The 13,377-nt window shown below is 68.9% G+C and carries 14 protein-coding genes; 5 read left to right on the top strand and 9 right to left on the bottom strand.

The window, feature by feature from the left end; genetic code table 11:
* Positions 1-158 precede the first annotated feature (158 nt).
* On the top strand, positions 159-734 hold the full coding sequence (locus tag ACWESM_RS05395; RefSeq protein ID WP_397278628.1) for a Uma2 family endonuclease: 576 nt from the start codon (positions 159-161) through the stop codon (positions 732-734).
* Between the two features lie 442 nt (positions 735-1,176).
* Positions 1,177-2,769: an MFS transporter gene (locus ACWESM_RS05390; RefSeq protein WP_452491012.1), complete on the top strand. Its 1,593-nt coding sequence runs from the start codon at positions 1,177-1,179 to the stop codon at positions 2,767-2,769.
* A gap of 74 nt (positions 2,770-2,843) precedes the next feature.
* On the opposite strand, the gene ACWESM_RS05385 is transcribed toward ACWESM_RS05390, so the two are convergent.
* Together ACWESM_RS05385 and ACWESM_RS05380 are read right to left on the bottom strand one after the other, a co-directional pair.
* Positions 2,844-3,293: an anthrone oxygenase family protein gene (locus tag ACWESM_RS05385; protein WP_397278624.1), complete on the bottom strand. Its 450-nt coding sequence runs from the start codon at positions 3,291-3,293 to the stop codon at positions 2,844-2,846.
* A gap of 20 nt (positions 3,294-3,313) precedes the next feature.
* Positions 3,314-3,871, bottom strand: coding sequence for a peroxiredoxin-like family protein (locus tag ACWESM_RS05380; RefSeq protein ID WP_397278622.1), 558 nt, complete (start codon positions 3,869-3,871; stop codon positions 3,314-3,316).
* Between the two features lie 72 nt (positions 3,872-3,943).
* On the opposite strand from ACWESM_RS05380, the gene ACWESM_RS05375 reads away from it, so the two are divergent.
* Positions 3,944-4,555: a TetR/AcrR family transcriptional regulator C-terminal domain-containing protein gene (locus tag ACWESM_RS05375; RefSeq protein ID WP_355074752.1), complete on the top strand. Its 612-nt coding sequence runs from the start codon at positions 3,944-3,946 to the stop codon at positions 4,553-4,555.
* Position 4,556: 1 nt separating this feature from the next.
* Here the strand turns inward: ACWESM_RS05375 and ACWESM_RS05370 are convergent, their stop codons facing one another.
* Positions 4,557-5,765: a GDSL-type esterase/lipase family protein gene (locus tag ACWESM_RS05370; RefSeq protein ID WP_452491011.1), complete on the bottom strand. Its 1,209-nt coding sequence runs from the start codon at positions 5,763-5,765 to the stop codon at positions 4,557-4,559.
* Between the two features lie 37 nt (positions 5,766-5,802).
* Here ACWESM_RS05370 and ACWESM_RS05365 point away from each other — a divergent pair, with 37 nt between their 5' ends.
* Positions 5,803-6,276 carry a MarR family winged helix-turn-helix transcriptional regulator gene (locus tag ACWESM_RS05365; protein WP_355074748.1) on the top strand — a complete coding sequence of 158 codons (474 nt, stop codon included), beginning with the start codon at positions 5,803-5,805 and terminating at the stop codon, positions 6,274-6,276.
* 3 nt (positions 6,277-6,279) lie between these two features.
* Here the strand turns inward: ACWESM_RS05365 and ACWESM_RS05360 are convergent, their stop codons facing one another.
* The 3 genes from ACWESM_RS05360 to ACWESM_RS05350 form a co-directional block, all read right to left on the bottom strand.
* Entirely contained in the window at positions 6,280-6,720 is a 441-nt protein-coding gene (locus ACWESM_RS05360; RefSeq protein ID WP_452491010.1) for a TetR/AcrR family transcriptional regulator C-terminal domain-containing protein, read from the bottom strand.
* A gap of 27 nt (positions 6,721-6,747) precedes the next feature.
* A complete protein-coding gene (locus tag ACWESM_RS05355; RefSeq protein ID WP_452491009.1) occupies positions 6,748-7,524 on the bottom strand; it encodes an SDR family oxidoreductase in 777 nt (258 codons plus the stop codon).
* Positions 7,525-7,655: 131 nt separating this feature from the next.
* Positions 7,656-8,606, bottom strand: coding sequence for a helix-turn-helix transcriptional regulator (locus tag ACWESM_RS05350; RefSeq protein WP_452491008.1), 951 nt, complete (start codon positions 8,604-8,606; stop codon positions 7,656-7,658).
* A gap of 62 nt (positions 8,607-8,668) precedes the next feature.
* On the opposite strand from ACWESM_RS05350, the gene ACWESM_RS05345 reads away from it, so the two are divergent.
* Positions 8,669-9,820, top strand: a complete 1,152-nt coding sequence (locus tag ACWESM_RS05345; protein WP_364428636.1) for an epoxide hydrolase family protein — start codon at positions 8,669-8,671, stop codon at positions 9,818-9,820.
* A gap of 119 nt (positions 9,821-9,939) precedes the next feature.
* Here the strand turns inward: ACWESM_RS05345 and ACWESM_RS05340 are convergent, their stop codons facing one another.
* The 3 genes from ACWESM_RS05340 to ACWESM_RS05330 are packed head-to-tail and all read right to left on the bottom strand — an operon-like array spanning position 9,940 to position 13,354.
* Positions 9,940-11,994: a 5-oxoprolinase/urea amidolyase family protein gene (locus tag ACWESM_RS05340; protein ID WP_452491007.1), complete on the bottom strand. Its 2,055-nt coding sequence runs from the start codon at positions 11,992-11,994 to the stop codon at positions 9,940-9,942.
* Positions 11,991-12,605 carry an urea amidolyase associated protein UAAP2 gene (locus ACWESM_RS05335; protein ID WP_452491006.1) on the bottom strand — a complete coding sequence of 205 codons (615 nt, stop codon included), beginning with the start codon at positions 12,603-12,605 and terminating at the stop codon, positions 11,991-11,993. The genes ACWESM_RS05340 and ACWESM_RS05335 overlap by 4 nt, the downstream gene beginning before the upstream one ends.
* Entirely contained in the window at positions 12,602-13,354 is a 753-nt protein-coding gene (locus ACWESM_RS05330; protein ID WP_364428643.1) for a DUF1989 domain-containing protein, read from the bottom strand. The genes ACWESM_RS05335 and ACWESM_RS05330 overlap by 4 nt, the downstream gene beginning before the upstream one ends.
* Between the last annotated feature and the right edge of the window lie 23 nt (positions 13,355-13,377).

Below are 13,377 nucleotides of genomic sequence, written 5' to 3'. Positions count from 1 at the left end.
GAGAACGACGGAACTTGCTGGTGTAGGGCACGGTCGACCTGTGCCCTACACCAGTGGCGCCGCTCCGCTCGATCGACTCGAATCAATTCGGTCCACGCGATTACACTCGAGTCGATCGGCGGCGATCGTCATCGTCCTACGAGGTTGGAGGTGGTTTCATGGCGATGCCAGTTCCTCATGGCGACGGCTGGACGGCTGCCGACCTCGATCACATGCCCGAAGACGGATTGCGTTACGAGGTGTTGAATGGTCAGCTCGTCGTGAATGCCGCACCCAAGCCGCGCCATCAGTTGCTGATCAGGTGGCTGGGACGTGCCCTCGACGCGGTGTTGCCTCCTGGCCGCTTGGTGCTCGAAGGCGTCGGCGTGCTGATCGGCGACGACGAGCCGATTCCCGATCTCATGGTGGTGGCCGACTCGATCGATGTCGACGCAAGAGGGGTTCCTGCTCACCAGGTGGAACTGGTGGTAGAAGTGGTGTCCAAATCCACTACGATGCAGGACCGCATGGTCAAACCCGTGGTCTATGCCGAAGCCGGCATCACCAACTACTGGCGTTTCGAGCCCAACACCTTCAAGGGCCAATTACCGGGCGAGTCGCTTCCCGTTCTGTTCGCACACGAACTCGGTGCCGACGGTACCTACCAGCTGACCCACCGGGTGTCCGCCGGCGACACCGTCACCTTGCGCAGCCCCTTCGAATTCACGATCGACCCCGCCACCCTCCTGCCCTGACCTCGCCGTAGCGGAAGTCTTCCGCCGTGGTGATGGTTCCTCTCGCCGCCGGAGGTGATCGTCAGCCGAGTCCGTGGTCCGGTTCGGTTCGGTTCGAACTGCAATGATGTCGCTATGAGCGCTCCCGACGAGCACCAGGTACTCCGTGTCACGGCCGAGCAGTTCGCCGGTCGAGGCAACTATTCCCTTCGACGTACTGGAACAGCCCTAGCCCGCAACAGCCGCGAGTGGCACATGGCTGCGGCAAAGCGCGAGAGACCTCTCCACCATGTGCCACTCGTCGCTGCGCGAGATTGTTTGTCTTGATACGTCATTTACGGGGGTTGGGGGCGTGGATAGTGTCGGGGGCGCGGCTTCGGTCGCGCGTTTCCCGTCCTTTCGGTCCGTAATGGACTCGCCCGCACGCGTTTCGCGGGTGGTGCGCGAACTTCATAAGGAAGACATGTCCACGATCGCAACCTCGTCCGGCAGCAAGCCGGACGACTCTTCCGCAAGTCCGCTACGCGCCGGGCTGGTGCTGGTCATGGTCAGCGGGGCCATCTTCATGATGATGCTCGACCTGACCGTGGTCTCCGCCGCGCTCGCCGATATCCGCGCCGACTTCGACACGTCCATCGACGGACTGCAGTGGGTCATCGACGCTTACGCCATCCCGATGGCGGGGTTGCTGCTGACCTTCGCCACGCTCGGCGACCGGTTCGGCCGGAAGCGCCTTTTCATCGCGGGCATGGTGGTGTTCACCGCGTCATCGCTGGCATTGGCGCTGGCCGGCAGCATCTTGCAGTTGAACGTCCTGCGCGCGGTCCAGAGCGTCGGCTCGGCGATGATCTTCGCGACGGCGTTGCCTCTGCTCGCGGTGGCCTACCCCGACGCGGGCAAGCGCGCGAAGGCCATCGGCGTCTACGGCGCCGTCATGGCGAGCGCGACCGTCGCGGGTCCGGTACTCGGCGGCGCGCTGGTCACCCAGTTCGGCTGGCGGTCGATCTTCATCATCAACGTCCCGATCGGCATCTTCATCGGGGTGCTCGCCGTGCTGCGGATGCCGGAGTCGGCGCGCATGGAAGGGCGCAAGGCCGACTGGCCGGGGTCGCTGATGCTCACCGGTGGCCTGGTGACGGGTGTGTTCGCGCTGACCCGCGGCAACTCGCTCGGCTGGACCTCGGCCACGGTGCTCGGGCTCGCCGCCGCCGCCACGGTGCTCCTGGCCGGGTTCGCGGCATGGCAGTTCAAGGCCGAGCACCCCCTGCTCGACGTGTCCATGATTCGCAAGCGCGGATTCACCGGCACGGCCGCCGTCTCGATCGGACACATGGCGACGCTGATGGCCGCGAGCAACTACCTGGCGGTGTTCCTGATCAACACACTCGGGTACACGCCGTTGCAGATGGGCCTGCGCTTGCTGCCCGTGAGCGTGGCCGCGCTGATCAGCGCGCCGCTGGCGATGGTCTTCGCCAAGCGGGTCCCGTTCGCGGTCTCGCTGCCGGTCACGATGGGCATGGTCGCGTTGGGCACATGGCTGATGGGCGACTTCGGTTCCGACGACTCTTGGACGCATTTCCTGCCCGGAATGGTGATCGGCGGCCTCGGGCTCGGCGCGATCACGGCCGTCAACCAGGCGGCCTCACTCACCTTCGCCTCCGACGAGAACGCGGGCATGGCCAGCGCGACGTTCGGCACCCTTCGGCAGGTCGGCCTCGCGGTGGGCGTGGCCGGGCTCGGCGCCATGTTCAATCACTCCGCGCGCGGTTCCGCTGCCGACGGGCTCGACGCGCTGCCCGGGGCCGTCCCGCCGGTGTTGCGTGAGCAGTTCCTGGAAGCGGCGGGCTCCGGCGCCGGCCGCTCGGTGGCCGACGAGCTGCCCACGCGGTTCCAGCCGATCGCGTCGGACCTGTCGCACATCGCGGCCTCCGCGTCGATCGATGGACTCAACTCCATGATCGCCCTGGCCGCGGTGATCGGATGCGTCGCGGTACTCACCTCCATGCTCGCTTTCGGCGTGAACCACGTGCGCAGCAGACGCACCCGTTCGGACTAGCCGGAAACACCACCGCGAGTGGCACATGGTGCGGCGAATCGCGAGAAGACCTCGCCACCATGTGCCACTCGTGGTCATGATTTCGCGGGGAGGAGAGTCGTAGAGGCGATGAGGAGGAAGGCCAGGACGGCGCAGGCGGTGCGGGCGACGTGGAAGGTTTCCCAGCGGGTGAGGATTTCGGCGTAGTCGGCGGGTGGGCCGCTGATCGCCCATATCTTGATCTTCTGGTTGATCGGGACGTTGCCCAGGCGGGTGATCACGAACGCGGCGACGGCGAGCAGACTCGCGCTCCCGGCGAGCAGGCGTGACCGCCCGGTGGAGCGGGCGGTCAGCACCAATGCGCTCAGAATGGTCAGACCCATCAGTGTTTGCATGACCACGCCGTTCACGCTCATCAGCGCGGTGTGGAAGGTGAAGCGCACATCCAAAGGGACTCTGCGGAACGCGTAGAGGACATTCACCGCGCCGTAACCGAACGCTCCGGCGAGCAGCCCGCCGGGAACCAGCGCGAACACACGTGCCACCAGGGGACTTTCGGCAATTCTCATGCGCGCCGCTCCGCTGGGACGAGCGCGAGGAGTTCGTCGACCGACCACTGGTCGTAGACGTGCGCGCCGTGCTTCGCGGCGAGCACCCGTCCGTCGGGTGCGATCAGGAAATCGGCGGGCAGTCCGAGACTGCCGCCCTCGGGCTTGCCGGGTGGGGCGGACTGCCTTCGGCGCAAGGTCGCGTAAGCGTCGTGGGCGACACCGCGCAGGATGGCGGGCCAGCCGCGCGGGTCGAGCAGCGCGCGAGGCGAGGTCTCGACGCCGAATTCGCGGTAGAGCTTCCGGTCCGGATCGGCGATGACGTCCAGCGGCAGTTCCGCGGTGTACTTGCGCAATTCCGCCGCGCTGGAATGGAAGACGATCACTTCCCGGACGCCTGCGGCGGCGATCTCCGCATGGCGCGCGACGATCGAACGCAGGTGCAGGTTGCACACCGGGCATCCGGCGAAGCGCCGGAATTGCAGGTGGATCAGGCGATCCGGGTCCGGCACCAAGACCTGCGCACCGGAGACGGTGACCAGCTTTCGGTCCGGGACAGCGGTCGGCAGCGGCATCAGGGGCTCCTCTCGTAGGTCTACTTTGTACGCCTACGACAAGTATGCGCGTAGCTTGTACGCTGTCAATCCGTGCCCCGCCCCCGCTCGCTGACCACCGCCGATCTCGCCACGGCGGCCCTCGCCGTGCTCGACCGCGAGGGTTCGTCGGCGCTGACCATGCGTGCGGTGGCCAAGGAACTGGGCATGGCCACCATGGCCCTGTACCGCTACGTGCGCGACCGCGACGAACTAGAGGTGCTGGTGGCCGACCAGGTCTTCGCCGCGATCGACACGTCGCTCCCTGCCGGAACCGACTGGCGGGAGCGCGTGACGATACTGCTCGAGAACATCCGTGACGGGTTCTCGGCCCATCCGGCCGCCGTGCCGATCGTGCTGCGGCGCAGGCAGTCGGCGGTCGAGTCGTTGCGCGTGATGGAGACACTGCTCGCCGTGCTCACCGAGGGTGGGTTCACCGGGCGCGCCCGCGTCATCGCCCAGCGCACCCTGATCGCCTTCCTGATCGGCTACCTCCAGAACAAGCACTATGCGCCGCTGCGGGGGCACGGGACGATCGTGCTGGCCGAACTGCCCCCGGAGAAATACCCGCACCTGGCGCAGACCGCGGGCCAGGCCAAGGGCATGTCGGCCGACGACGAATTCCGCGGTGGCATCGAGATCGTGCTGCGTGGTCTCGAGCCGTGACCTAGCCGAAAAGAACTGTGACGTCGACACTTTCCGCCATGGCGCGAGCGCCGGCGTCGTTGAGGTGCATGCCGTCGCCGCTGTCGAATTCGGGCCGGATGAAGTCGGGCCGCTCCGGGTCCTCGACCGCTCGCGCCACATCGAACACCGAATCGAAAACATCGGTGCCGCGCAGCCATTCGTTCACGCGCCGACGGATCGGCAAGGTCTCCGCGACCGGCAGGCCCTCGTAGACGCAGCCGCCGTAGGGTCCGATGGTCGCGGCGTGGATGGGAAGCCCCGCCGCGTGCGCGCGCCGCGCGAGCGTGGTGAAGCCGGTGATCAGCTCCTCGGCGGTCGCGGGCGGCTGCCCCGCCATCCCGCCCAGGATGAAGTCGTTGATGCCGAAGTTGATCAGCACACTCGTCACGCCCGGCACGGCGAGTACGTCGCGATCGAAACGATCCAGGCCCGGCTCGCCGATTTCGTCGGTGAGCAGCCGATTCCCTGAGATGCCCTGGTTGACCACCCAGCCCCGCTCCAGTCGCGCGTTGAGGAAGTCCACCGACCTGCGGTTGGCGCCGATCGTGGTGCCGAAGCCTTCGAACCACGAATCGCCGAACGCGACGGCCACCGGCGTCGCCACGGGCGCGAGAACGTCGACACCGGTGACGAAGAACCGCGCGGGCGCCTCGTCCGCGGTGGTGAGCGCGGCTTCGTCGGCGACATTTCCGTCCGCGATGTAAGCGGTTTCGCCGGGCTGGTGGGAGAAGGTGGCCAGCCCGGTCGGGCCGGGCAGATACAGGCTCAATGCCAGGTCCGCGCCCGCGGGGACAGCCAGATCGACAGGGTCGCTGAGCACTTCGCCGCCTACCGGGACGACCACCTGTTCGGCGCCGTCGAACCGCAACGCGGCATCGGTCTCGGCGACGATCTCGCTGCCGGTCTTGCGCAGGGCGACCCGGGCGGCGCCGATCGCCAGCGGTGTTTTCCCATAGCGATTGGTCAGCCCGACCCGCACCCGCGCGCCGCCGCCCGCGAGATGCAGCACTTGGCGGACGGTCTGGTCGGTGAACGCGCGCGACTCCGCGAGCTTGATCTGTTCGTCCGGGCGGATCACCGCGGAGCGGAATCCGGCGATCCAGGCGGTCGGCGACATGGGAACCTCCACTAGTTGACGCGAGGAATATTGCGTATGCATATTTCTACAACGATTTATTCCTCGTGTCAACTATCCGCGCGGGGAAACATTCCGGTAGGTTGCCCGTATGGACGTGACGGAGTTGTTCGACGACCCGCGCCTGACCACGATGGGCCTGCTGTTCGAGGCCTACGGCGGTGTGGTCGCCAAGCTGGAGCAGGTCTGGAATGCGCACGGTCTGTCCGGACTGGATCTGAACGCCCTGATGCGGCTGAGCCGTTCGCCGGGGCGGCGGCTGCGGATGACGGAGCTCGCCGTGCAGACCGCGCTGTCCACCAGCGGCGTCACCCGGCTCGTCGATCGGCTGGCGCGCGCCGGGCTGGTGGAACGCGAGCTGGACCCGGGGGATCGGCGCAGCGCGTACGCGGTGCTCACCGAGGCGGGCGCGGCGCGGCTCGCGCAGGTGCTGCCGGACTATCTCGCCGCCGTCGACCGCTGGTTCGTCGGTTTGCTGACGCCCGAACAGCTCGCGGCGTTGTCCGAGGCGTTGCGGATCGTGCGGGACACCGCGAACCCGGAGGCCACGTTCCGCATGGACTGAGCGTCAGGCGCTCGCGGCGAGCAACCGTTCCAGGCCGTCCAGGATCAAGTCGAGGCCGAAATCGAAATGGGATGCGCGGCAGGAACTGTTGTGCCGCAGCGACGTATGCGGCCGGTTCCGTGGAAAATTCAACTCCTGCGATGTGAAACCGTAGCGGTGGCCGTCCAGCGCGTTCCAGGCGCGATCGGCTTGCGGCAGGGAGAAACCCGCCGCGCGCAGGCAGCCCACGGTGGCGTCGATGTACCGCAGCATGGCGGGGCCGACGTTGATCCGGGTGCCGGTCAGGCCGGTGGCCCACGGATGGCGCAACAAGACTTCGTGGGCGGACGCCGACCGGGCACGCAGCGCGGCCTTCCAATCGCCGCCGATGGCCGGTAGCGCCATCTCGGCCACCACCAGATCGGCGATGCCCGGCGGTGGCCGAGGCGTGGTCGCCACCGCCACCCGAGCCGGGTCGGCGGCCGTGACGGGTCATCCGGCCAGGACCGCGCCCCGGTGTTCCGCCAGGTAATCCGCCCAGGTCAGCTCGCCGACGTCGGTGCCGTCGGTCACCAGATTTCCGCCCGCGCGATAGACCCGGCCCGCCTTGCCCGGCACCCGGACGGTCAGCAACGCCCGCCGCTTGCCCAGCAGCGCCAAGTAGTCGCGGATCAGCTCGCGCATGCCGATCACCTCGGGCCCGACCAGATCCGGGACCCGTCCGGCGGGCGCGCCGAGCGTCAGCTCCGCCAGCCGGGCCGCCACCTCGCGCACGTGCACCGGCTGGAGGCACACCCCACCGAGCACCGGGAGCACCGGCGATTTCAGCATCGTGTCCACCAGCTTCGGCACGAAATCGTGGAATTGCGCGGCACGCAGCGTGGTCCACGGGATACTCGACTTCGCGATGGCCTGCTCGGCGGCGAACTTCGCGCGGAAGTAGGTCATCGGGAGCAGTTCGGCGGCGGTGACCGAGATGTAGACGATGTGCCCTACGCCCGCGGCGGTGGCGGCCCGCAACAGATTCGCGGTGGCCACGTCGTCGCCCTTCGCGTCGCCCGCCAGATGCAAGATGGTGCCGACACCCGCCACCGCGGCATCGATGCCGGTGCCGCGCAGCAGGTCTCCCGCGACGAACTCGACGCCGCCGTCCGACGGACGTTCGGTGCGGCTCAACACGCGCACGTCGGCCCCGGTCGCGCGCAGCAGCGGGAGCACTTCGCGGCCGAGGGTGCCCGTGCCACCGGTGACCAGGATCTTCGCGGTCATGACTGTCTCCGATCTCGTCGGTGCCGATGGGACGTTCCCATCGCTTCACCGAGACGACGACGTGCGGGCGCGGACTGTGACACCTGTGCCGGGCACCACTCCTGACCGCGATAGCGACCGTCTGAGCCGGGTCAGTCGGCCGCCGCGCCGAGGCGCGCGGCGAGTTCGCGTAAGTGCGTGACGAGTTCCGGCGGTTCGTGCACCCGGAAGGGAAAGCCGAAGCCGGCGACGTAGATCGCCAATTCGTCCAGCGAGTCGGAACCCGTTCGCAGCAAACAATTTTTCGCGTCCACCGCCTCGATCACGCCGACGGTCGGGGCGATTCGCTCGGCGGCCACTTCCGCGGCGACGCCCAGAGTGATGCGCGCCGCGTAGCGGTACGGCGCGGTGGTGACGCCACGGGAGACGTACCCGGGCAGGTCGGCATCGGGCGCTTCGCGCGGGGTGAAGCGGGGACCGGTGGGGATGCGCGGCCGCAGGCGGTCGACGCGGTAGGTGCGCCAGTCCGCGCGGTCGACGTCCCAGCCGATCAGGTACCACCGCCTGCCCGTGTGGGCGAGGCGATGCGGTTCGGTGACGCGCAGCGAGGTGGCGCCGTCGTGGGCGCGATAGTCGAAGCGCAGGCGGTGGTGGTCGCGGATGGCCGCCGCGACAGCGGTCAGCACGTCCGGGTCGACGGTCGGGCCGCCCGCGGGCACTGCGACGGTGGCCTCATGGAGCATGCCGACACGATGGCGCAGCCGTGCGGGCAGCACCTGCTCGAGCTTGGCCAGCGCGCGTAGCGAACTGTCCTCGATGCCCGCGATGGTGCCGCCCGCCGCGGTGCGCAGGCCGAGTGCCACCGCCACCGCCTCGTCATCGTCCAGGAGCAGTGGCGGCAGCTTCGCTCCCGCGCCGAGCCGGTAACCCGCCACGCCCGGTGTCGCGTCCACCGGGTAGCCCAGCGCGCGCAGCTTGTCGATGTCCCGGCGGACGGTGCGCACGTCGACACCGAGTCGTTCAGCGAGTGCGGCGCCGGTCCAATCGCGCGGGGTCTGCAACAGCGACAGCAGACGAAGCAGGCGCGCCGAGGTTTCCAACATGGGAAAAGTCTGCCCGAAAGCTAGGGCGGAAGCTGTCCTAGGCAGGCCATACCGTCGATGACATGACCGACGAAATCACTCCGTTCCGCATCGAAATCCCGCAGCGGCAACTCGACGACCTGCGTACCCGTCTGGACGCGACCCGCTGGCCTGCCCCCCTGCCCGGGGACGACTGGGACACCGGTGTGCCGACCGCGTGGCTGCGCGAGCTGGTCGACCACTGGCGTACCGGATACGACTGGCGCGCGGCCGAAGCGCAACTCAACTCCTATCCGCAGTACACGACGGAGATCGACGGGCAGACCATCCACTTCCTGCACGTGCGCTCGCCCGAGTCCGGCGCGCTGCCGCTGCTGCTGACCCACGGATGGCCCGGCTCGGTGGCCGAATTCCTCGACGTCATCGTGCCTTTGAGCGATCCGAGGTCGCACGGTGGCGACCCGGCCGACGCGTTCCACCTCGTCATCCCGTCGCTGCCGGGATTCGGGTTCTCCGGCCCGGTCGCCGAGACGGGCTGGAGCATCACGCGGATCGCCGCGGCGTGGGCCGAGCTCATGCGCAGGCTGGGGTATGAGCGATACGGCGTGCAAGGCGGCGACATAGGAGCGGCGGTGAGCCCGGAGGTGGGCCGAACGGTGCCCGATCGGGTCGTTGGCGTGCACGTCAACGGCGCGCCGGGTCTTCCGCCGCTGCCGCGCGCGGAGGCGGAGCTGGCGAGCCTGACCGAACTGGAGCGCGATCGCGTCCGGCGGATGCAGGCGTTCATGCGGGAGGAGTACGGCTACGTCGCCATCCAGTCCACCCGCCCGCAGGCCTTGGCCTACGGACTGACCGATTCTCCGGTGGGGCAACTGGCCTGGATCATCGACAAGTTCCGGGAGTGGACCCATCCACGGGCCGTCGAGCCGGACAAGATCCTCGACCGGGATCGGCTGCTGACCAACGTGATGATCTACTGGCTCACCGGCACCGCGGGCTCCTCGGCCTATGTCGGCTACGCCCAGGACGCCCCGTGGGGCGAGCCGAAGCGCAACTCCGGCGTGCCGACGGCCGTGCTGGTCTTCGCCCACGACGTCGGCATTCGTCGCTACGCCGAGGAAGCCAACACCATCACGCGCTGGAACGACGTCGATCGCGGCGGCCACTTCGCCGCCATGGAGGAACCCGCGCTGCTCACCGCCGACATCCGCGAGTTCTTCCGCGACCTGCGCTGACGAGTCAACCGGTGAGCTCCTGCGCAGAAATCACACGCAGTTCGTAACCTGCGCTCATAACTCAATCGGTGAGCTCCTGCGCAGATAGCACACATAGTTCGCGACCCCTGCGCCATAACTCAACCCGTGAGCTCACCAGCCGAGCGCCAGGAATTGCGTTCCGCGGTGAACGCTTCCGCCTGCTTCGCGCGGAAAGCGTCGATGGATCGGGCGTTCTCGGCGAGGAACGCCCGATACTCCGCCAGGCGGAATTCGCCGTCCTCGGCTCGCACCCGCACGTCGCCCGCGGCGAAGTCGGCGCGCAGGTCGAGCAGTTCCTCCGCTTCGACGGGATACCAGCGGATCCGATCGAAATACCGCAGTAGCCAGGGTGTTTCGACCCCCGATGCGGCCCGGTCGGCGCCGGGAGGAACCGGGCCCGCACCGGCTCGGTGATTCCACACCTGCGTGGTGCGTCCGACGAACTGATATCCGCCCGGCCCTTCCATGCCGTAGATGCACAGATAGGCGCCGCCGATGCCGACCGCGTTCTCCGGTGTCCAGGTGCGGGCGGGGTTGTACTTGGTGGTGACCAGCCGGTGCCGGGGATCGGTGGGTGTGGCGACCGGCGCGCCGAGGTAGACGTCGCCGAGGCCGAGAACCAGGTACTCGGCTCCGAACACGGTGTCGTAGACGTCCGCGACGGAAGCCAAGCCGTTCATGCGGCGGATGAACTCGATGTTCCACGGGCACCACGGCGCATCGGCGCGCACACCGTGCATGTAGCGGGTGATCGCCTCGCGTGTGGACGGATCGTCCCAGGACAGCGGCAGATGAACGACCCGGCTGGGCACCACCAGCTGAGCGGAGGCGGGCAACTGCGCCTCCGTCTCGGCGAGCAGGTCGAGCAGCGCGGTCACGGACAGCACGTGCGGGTCGACCCGGATCTGCAACGAACGGATGCCGGGGGTCAGCTCGGTCACGCCGCGCACTCCGGCGGCGAGCAGGTGCTGGTGCAGCGCGTGCACGCGGGCGCGCAGGCCCAGATCCAAAGTCATGGCGCCGTATTCGACGAGTACGCCGTCGTCGCCCGCGCGGCGGTAGGTCACCGCGGTCTCGTCGTCGGCTTCGCAACGGCGCAACACGCCGTCGTCGCCGTCGCCGCCCGACGAGAGCACCGTCGGCCACCCGGCCCGGCGCGCGAGCCCGAGTTCCCGGATCGAGGCCGCCCGGTCACCGCGGACCGGCACGAATCGCACGCGGTCGCCCGGCGAGAGCTGCCCGAGCTTCCAGCGGTCGGCCGCGACGACGGTGACCGGGCAGACGAAACCGCCGAGGCTGGGTCCGTCCGGACCGAGCAGAATGGGCGTGTCACCGGTGAAGTCCAGCGCGCCGACGGAATACGGGGTGTCGTGGATATTGGACGGGTGCAGTCCCGCCTCGCCGCCGTCGGTGCGGGCCCATTCCGGTTTCGGCCCGATCAACCGGACGCCGGTGCGGTCGGAGTTGAAGTGCACCTCGTAGTCGGTGCCGACGACGGTCTCGAAGTCGGCGCGGGTGAAGAACTCGGGCGCACCGTGCGGGCCCTCGGTGACGGCGAGTTCCCAGCGCCGGGTCAGCACGGGTTGCTCGTCCATCGGCACGGCCGCCGTGACGCGGCCGTGGTGGGTGCCGAGCGCGAGCGACTCTCCGGCGCGCAACGCGGCGCCGGTGCCGCCGCCGAAGCGGCCGAGCGTGAAGGTGGCTGCGCTGCCGAGGTATTCGGGCACGTCGATACCGCCGGCGATCAGCACGTAACAGCGCATCCCCGGTCCGCGCACCGCGCCCACGTCCAGCACACCGCCCGCGGGCACCCGTACGGTCCGCCACTGCGGCACGGCGACGCCGTCCACGGTCACCTCCGCCGGAGCGCCGGTGACGCAGACCCAGCCCGGTGCGGTGAACCGCAGCGCGGGGCCGCCGAGGGTGCATTCCAGTCCGGCGGCGCCCTCGGCATTGCCGAGCGCGCGATTACCCAGACGGAAGGACAGATCGTCCATCGGCCCCGACGGCGGGACGCCGATGTGCCAATACCCGACCCGGCCCGGCCAGTCCTGCACGGTGGTGAGCATGCCGGGGCGAACGACCTCGATCCGGCCGGGTCGCGCGGACTCGTCCTGCGCGACCCGGGCCACCGGTAGCTCGGCGACGGTCATCGCGACACCACCATGCGCACCGGGGTCGGGTCGAAGCCGTTGCAGGGGTTGTTGATCTGCGGGCAGTTCGACACCAGCACCAGCGTGTCGATCTCGGCGCGCAACGTGACCCGTTTGCCCGGCGCGGACAATCCGTCCACGATGCCCAGCGTGCCGTCCGCCTCGACCGGAACGTTCATGAACCAGTTGATATTCGACACCAGGTCGCGTTTGCCCAGGCCCCAGCGCAAGGCCTCGGTGAGGAAGTTCTCCACGCAGGCGTGCTGGTGGCGGGTGTGGTGGCCGTAGCGCAGAGTGTTGGATTCCTGCGAGCACGCGCCCGCGATGGTGTCGTGGTTGCCGACCTCGTCGGCTACCAGCGTCATCAGTGCCGTGCCCGTGTCGGTGCGCAGCACGCTGCCGGTGGTGAGGAAGATGTTGCGCTGGGCGGTGATCGTGGCCTGCGCGCTGTAGCGTTCGGAGTGATCGGCCGCCGAGTACAGCAGGCAGTCCACCGCCTGGTTGCCGTGCAGATCGATGATCTCCAGGTATTCGCCCGCCCGGACCACCGCCGACCAGGGCGAGCGGGCGGGGACGGTCTCGTCGAGCACGATGGCGCGTGCCGTGGTCATGCGGTTGCCTCCAAGGTCAGCGCGGCGGTCCAGGCTTGTTCGGTGTTCTCCAGTGCCCGTCGGTATTCGGGGTCCTCGTTGCCGGGTGCGGCGAGGTCTTCCGGTGCGGCCCACGCGACGAGGTCGAGGTCGGTCGCGGGCCGGTCGTCCAGCGGATGCGCGGAGTTGGCGACCAGCACGGTGACCGGCAGGTGCACCAGCAGATCCACGGAGGAGCCGGGGGCGGCGCTGCCGGTCGAGACGAGCGCGCCATCCCGCGCGACACGCACGCCGCGGAAGAACGAGACCGTCGGCCCGATGTCCCGTGGTTCCAGGCCGTGTTTGGCGCCCGCGAGGCGCAGCGAGTGCCGGGCCTGGTCGGTGGGTCCGCAGAGCGTGTCGTGGTGGCCGGAGGTGTCGGCGAGTACGGTCGCCAGCACACGTCCCTGGTCCGACAGCAGCGGGTGACCGCCGCCCAGGTACGCCTGCCACGGCACCTTGACCGTGTCGGCGACGTTCAGGCGCTCCCACGGCGCTTCGGCGCGCACCAGCAGCAGGTGCGCGCAGGCCGCGCCGTGCGGGTCGGAGAGGCGGACGCGGGTGCCGCGTCCGAGCGCGATGTTCGCGTAACCGCCCGCCGGAATCCGCTGGGCGAAGGTGATCTTCGAGGCGGGAATGTCGGCGGGGAGCGCGGGATTCGCGATCGTCGCCGCCGCGGCCTGCGCCCGTGCGTGCGCTCGCGCGCCGGAGGTGTCCGCAGTGCTTGTCACGATGATTCCTTTCGGATGCCGAA

The sequence above is a fragment of the Nocardia sp. NPDC003999 genome, assembly GCF_053604885.1.
Note: the sequence above shows the minus strand (reverse complement) of the source record. Positions and strands in the feature narration are given on the sequence as shown.

What these genes read in the sequence shown, in the direction of transcription:
- ACWESM_RS05395 (WP_397278628.1), top strand. Translation starts at nt 159, where the DNA reads ATGGCGATGCCAGTTCCTCATGGCGACGGCTGGACGGCTGCCGACCTC.
- ACWESM_RS05380 (WP_397278622.1), bottom strand. Translation starts at nt 3,871, where the DNA reads ATGCCGCTGCCGACCGCTGTCCCGGACCGAAAGCTGGTCACCGTCTCC.
- ACWESM_RS05355 (WP_452491009.1), bottom strand. Translation starts at nt 7,524, where the DNA reads ATGACCGCGAAGATCCTGGTCACCGGTGGCACGGGCACCCTCGGCCGC.
- ACWESM_RS05365 (WP_355074748.1), top strand. Translation starts at nt 5,803, where the DNA reads ATGGACGTGACGGAGTTGTTCGACGACCCGCGCCTGACCACGATGGGC.
- ACWESM_RS05345 (WP_364428636.1), top strand. Translation starts at nt 8,669, where the DNA reads ATGACCGACGAAATCACTCCGTTCCGCATCGAAATCCCGCAGCGGCAA.
- ACWESM_RS05335 (WP_452491006.1), bottom strand. Translation starts at nt 12,605, where the DNA reads ATGACCACGGCACGCGCCATCGTGCTCGACGAGACCGTCCCCGCCCGC.
- ACWESM_RS05340 (WP_452491007.1), bottom strand. Translation starts at nt 11,994, where the DNA reads ATGACCGTCGCCGAGCTACCGGTGGCCCGGGTCGCGCAGGACGAGTCC.
- ACWESM_RS05350 (WP_452491008.1), bottom strand. Translation starts at nt 8,606, where the DNA reads ATGTTGGAAACCTCGGCGCGCCTGCTTCGTCTGCTGTCGCTGTTGCAG.
- ACWESM_RS05390 (WP_452491012.1), top strand. Translation starts at nt 1,177, where the DNA reads ATGTCCACGATCGCAACCTCGTCCGGCAGCAAGCCGGACGACTCTTCC.